Raw genomic sequence first — 4,717 nt, forward strand, 5'->3', positions numbered from 1 at the left:
GAGCCAAACCTGGGGTGGCCCAGCAAGTGGCAGCAAATGCCGGTCGCTGGTGGCGCAACAGCGGCAAGCTCCTTAACGCCAACCTGGGGTGGCCCAGCAAGTGGCAGCAAATGCCGGTCGCTGGTGGCGCAACAGCGGCAAGCTCCTTAACGCCACCCTCACCATTAGATGGGCTGACCAACTTGGAATGCCCAGGCTCGTCTAACCTCAATCTCTCGAACCGTCCGGTGCGGACCGCATGCCGGGTGGTGTGGCAGGGGTGCGATCACATCGAGCGCCGCCTATGCCGATTGAGTTCGATTTTGCAAGGGCTCAGCTCAGCAGCGGTAGGCCTTGCTCCATACCGTAGCCCAGCCGAACATGGGCATCGTCGAAGCTGAGCCAGAAGAAACGGAACAGGATTGGACCCCCGCCGCTGAACGGCGTCATTTCGCGATGCAGCCAGGTGGAGGGCTGCTCACCTTCAAGCGGAATGTGGAAGTAATGTCGCCGGTGGCAGACGTCGCTGCCATCCTTGTAGAAACGGTAGTCATTGACAACCAGCGGGGCGAGGGGTGTCTTAGACAGGATTCCCGTTTCTTCCGAAAACTCTCGAAGGGCTGCCGCGGCGATATCTTCGCCAGCTTCTACCGTGCCGCCCGGAACCTGAAGCTCGATCTCCGGAAAGTCCGGCTCATCGAAAACCAGCAGCCGATCGCGCCAGGTTGCATAGATCAGCACCTTGAGCGCATCCGGCTTCATCGTTGCCTCAGCTGAAGCGGATGATCGCGACTTCGCCGTCGACGGCGCCCTGATAGGCGGAGGCGTGAGGCTCCTCGGACGGCACTTCGGTCAGCATGCCGATCTGGTCGAGGTCGGCCTCGATGAAACCTTCTTCCGCAAGCGCATTCAGAGCCTCGCGCACGGCGCTGTCGTCGTCGGCGGCCTTGAGCATGATATGGAGATCGACGCCCTCGCTGTTGTCGGACTCATAGCCCTTGCCGATGATGATGAAGACCATCGGGCCTTCGGAAATGTTGTCGTTGTCGGGGGCGGTGATCATCGGATGTCCTTCGATTCGAGATTTGAATCTGATTTCATGCGTTTAGCGTCTGCAATCGGTGATTCCATAGCCGCTTTTTACTGCAATGCTCAAGTTTATCTTGCTGTGCAGCAGCGAATGCGCCTAGAAGCTCCAAAAGAGCGCGTAGTGGCCGGGTTTCAAGGCGTTTGGCCTAAGTTTATTTCTTAACGGCCTTGACGAGACGACGGGAAACCAGTAGTACCCGCGCCATCCGGACCCATGTGAGGCATGGCCATTCGGGGCGACGCGCCCCGGAGATCACCTCAAACAAGGTTCGAAACGCACGTTGAAGATATGATGCCTGCACGCATGACGCATGTCTTTTGCGTCCTCTGCTCTCAGTGGTCCATCTGCGAAAGCGGATCGGGCCACGTTTTGCGCATTGAGACAAGCGTGTGATCTTGCCGGAGACGGCGCGAGTTACGCCCGCAAGGGATTGAGATATAAACGTAAGGGATGGTTGAATGCCTACCGTAAACCAGCTTATCCGCAAGCCGCGTCAGGCGAACGTAAAGCGTAATAAGGTTCCTGCCCTGCAGGAGAACCCGCAGAAGCGCGGTGTTTGCACCCGCGTCTACACGACGACGCCGAAGAAACCGAACTCGGCTCTGCGTAAGGTCGCAAAGATCCGCCTGACCAACGGCTTCGAAGTCATTGGTTACATCCCCGGTGAAGGCCACAACCTTCAGGAACACTCTGTCGTCATGATCCGCGGCGGCCGTGTTAAGGACCTTCCGGGTGTTCGTTACCACATCATCCGCGGCGTTCTCGATACCCAGGGTGTCAAGAACCGCAAGCAGCGCCGTTCGAAGTACGGTGCGAAGCGTCCGAAGTAATTCGGCTTTGAAATCCCGGCGCTGCGCGAGGTCCTCCGCGTGGTAGAGCGCCTTTAACAATTGAAGAGACGAGAAGTATGTCCAGACGTCACAGAGCAGAAAAGCGCGAGATCAACCCGGACCCGAAGTTCGGCGATCTGGTTGTTACCAAGTTCATGAATGCAATCATGCTTGACGGCAAGAAGTCCGTCGCTGAAAGCATTGTCTACGGCGCATTTGACTCCGTACAGGGCAAGTCCAAGCAGGAGCCGCTCGGCGTGTTCCATCAGGCTCTGGACAACGTTGCTCCGCACGTTGAAGTCCGTTCGCGCCGTGTTGGTGGTGCAACCTACCAGGTTCCGGTTGATGTTCGTCCGGAGCGCCGTCAGGCCCTGGCCATCCGCTGGCTGATCGCTGCCGCGCGCAAGCGCAACGAAACGACCATGATCGACCGGCTGTCGGGCGAGCTTCTCGATGCATCCAACAACCGTGGTTCCGCGGTCAAGAAGCGCGAAGACACGCACAAGATGGCTGACGCCAACCGTGCGTTCTCGCATTATCGCTGGTAATCCCGAACGGGTTCGAAAGGCAGTCCACAATGGCTCGCGAATATAAAATTGAAGACTACCGAAATTTCGGTATCATGGCGCACATCGACGCCGGCAAGACGACGACGACTGAGCGTATCCTTTACTACACCGGCAAGTCGCACAAGATCGGCGAAGTGCACGATGGCGCGGCCACGATGGACTGGATGGAGCAGGAGCAGGAGCGTGGTATCACGATCACCTCCGCTGCCACCACGACCTTCTGGAAGGGCCGTGACGGCAAGATGCGCCGCTTCAACATCATCGACACCCCCGGCCACGTCGACTTCACCATCGAAGTCGAGCGTTCGCTGCGCGTTCTCGACGGTGCGATTGCTCTTCTCGACGCCAACGCCGGTGTTGAGCCGCAGACGGAAACCGTCTGGCGCCAGGCTGAGAAGTACAATGTTCCGCGCATGATCTTCTGCAACAAGATGGACAAGACCGGTGCGGACTTCTACCGCTCCGTCGAGATGATCAAGACCCGTCTCGGCGCAACGGCTGTCGTCATGCAGCTGCCGATCGGCGCAGAAAGCGACTTCAAGGGCGTTGTCGACCTGATCGAGATGAACGCTCTCGTCTGGCGCGATGAATCGCTCGGCGCCCAGTGGGATGTCGTCGAAATCCCGGAAGACATGAAGGTCAAGGCTGAAGAATATCGCGAAAAGCTGATCGAGACCGTTGTCGAGATCGACGAAGCCGCGATGGAAGCCTACCTCGAAGGCACCATGCCCGACAACGATCAGATCCGCGCGCTCGTCCGTCGCGGCACGATCGACGTCAAGTTCCACCCGATGTTCTGCGGCACCGCCTTCAAGAACAAGGGCGTTCAGCCGCTGCTCGACGCCGTTGTCGATTACCTGCCGTCGCCGCTCGATATTCCGGCGATCAAGGGCATCGACTTCAAGACGGAAGCCGAAATCGAGCGTCACGCTGACGACTCCGAGCCGCTTTCGATGCTCGCATTCAAGATCATGAACGACCCGTTCGTCGGTTCGCTGACCTTCGCACGCATCTATTCCGGCAAGCTCGAAAAGGGTTCGTCGGTTCTGAACACCGTCAAGGACAAGCGCGAGCGCGTCGGCCGTATGCTGCAGATGCACTCGAACTCGCGTGAAGACATCGAAGAAGCCTTCGCAGGTGATATCGTTGCTCTCGCTGGTCTCAAGGAAACCACTACGGGTGACACGCTCTGCGATCCGTTGAAGCCTGTTATTCTCGAGCGCATGGAATTCCCCGAGCCGGTCATCCAGATCGCGATCGAGCCGAAGTCCAAGGGCGACCAGGAAAAGATGGGCCTCGCGCTCAACCGCCTGGCTGCTGAAGACCCGTCCTTCCGCGTCAAGACCGACCAGGAATCCGGCCAGACGATCATCGCCGGCATGGGCGAACTTCACCTCGACATCATCGTCGACCGCATGCGTCGCGAATTCAAGGTTGAAGCAAACGTCGGTGCTCCGCAGGTTGCCTACCGCGAAACCATCACGCGCCAGCACGAAGAAGACTACACGCACAAGAAGCAGTCCGGTGGTACCGGTCAGTTCGCGCGCGTCAAGATCGTCTTCGAACCGAACCCGGATGGCGAAGACTTCAAGTTCGAGTCCAAGATCGTCGGTGGTGCAGTTCCGAAGGAATACATTCCGGGCGTTCAGAAAGGTATCGAAAGCGTTCTGTCTTCCGGTCCGCTGGCTGGCTTCCCGATGCTCGGCGTCAAGGCGACGCTCATCGACGGTGCCTTCCACGACGTCGACTCGTCGGTTCTGGCGTTCGAAATCGCTTCGCGTGCTTGCTTCCGTGAAGCAGCCAAGAAGGCCGGCGCTCAGCTCCTCGAGCCGATGATGAAGGTCGAAGTCGTCACGCCGGAAGATTACGTCGGTGACGTTATCGGTGACCTGAACTCCCGCCGTGGTCAGATCCAGGGCCAGGAAAGCCGTGGTATCGCCGTCGTCATCGCCGCCAACGTTCCGCTGGCGAACATGTTCAAGTACGTCGATAACCTGCGCTCCATGTCACAGGGCCGTGCTCAGTACACGATGACCTTCGATCACTACGCGCCGGTCCCGTCGAACGTCGCAACGGAAATCCAGGCAAAGTATTCCGGTCAGAAGTGACCGGAATACCAATTGACCGATAACAAGAATTAGATCCCTCACGGGACCTTAAAAGAGTGGAGAGCCCAAATGGCAAAGAGTAAGTTTGAGCGCAACAAGCCGCACGTTAACATCGGCACGATCGGCCACGTTGACCACGGC

At 58.3% G+C, this 4,717-nt stretch carries 5 protein-coding genes and 1 pseudogene; 4 read left to right on the forward strand and 2 right to left on the reverse strand.

What is annotated here, in order from left to right; translation table 11 throughout:
* Positions 1-312 precede the first annotated feature (312 nt).
* Both AC1DE4_RS31445 and AC1DE4_RS31450 read right to left on the reverse strand, forming a co-directional pair.
* A complete protein-coding gene (locus tag AC1DE4_RS31445; RefSeq protein ID WP_192242225.1) occupies positions 313-741 on the reverse strand; it encodes an NUDIX hydrolase in 429 nt (142 codons plus the stop codon).
* Positions 742-748: 7 nt separating this feature from the next.
* A complete protein-coding gene (locus AC1DE4_RS31450; protein WP_025662697.1) occupies positions 749-1,042 on the reverse strand; it encodes a hypothetical protein in 294 nt (97 codons plus the stop codon).
* A 485-nt stretch (positions 1,043-1,527) separates the two neighbouring features.
* On the opposite strand from AC1DE4_RS31450, the gene rpsL reads away from it, so the two are divergent.
* The 4 genes and pseudogenes from rpsL to AC1DE4_RS31470 form a co-directional block, all read left to right on the forward strand.
* On the forward strand, positions 1,528-1,899 hold the full coding sequence (rpsL, locus tag AC1DE4_RS31455; protein ID WP_003547537.1) for a 30S ribosomal protein S12: 372 nt from the start codon (positions 1,528-1,530) through the stop codon (positions 1,897-1,899).
* A gap of 77 nt (positions 1,900-1,976) precedes the next feature.
* Positions 1,977-2,447: a 30S ribosomal protein S7 gene (gene rpsG / locus AC1DE4_RS31460; RefSeq protein ID WP_018860448.1), complete on the forward strand. Its 471-nt coding sequence runs from the start codon at positions 1,977-1,979 to the stop codon at positions 2,445-2,447.
* Between the two features lie 29 nt (positions 2,448-2,476).
* Positions 2,477-4,576, forward strand: a complete 2,100-nt coding sequence (gene fusA / locus AC1DE4_RS31465) for an elongation factor G (protein ID WP_018860447.1) — start codon at positions 2,477-2,479, stop codon at positions 4,574-4,576.
* Between the two features lie 69 nt (positions 4,577-4,645).
* A pseudogene (locus tag AC1DE4_RS31470) lies at positions 4,646-4,717 on the forward strand (GTP-binding protein); the annotation flags it as partial.

It is taken from the genome of Rhizobium sp. 10N414, from assembly GCF_056394785.1.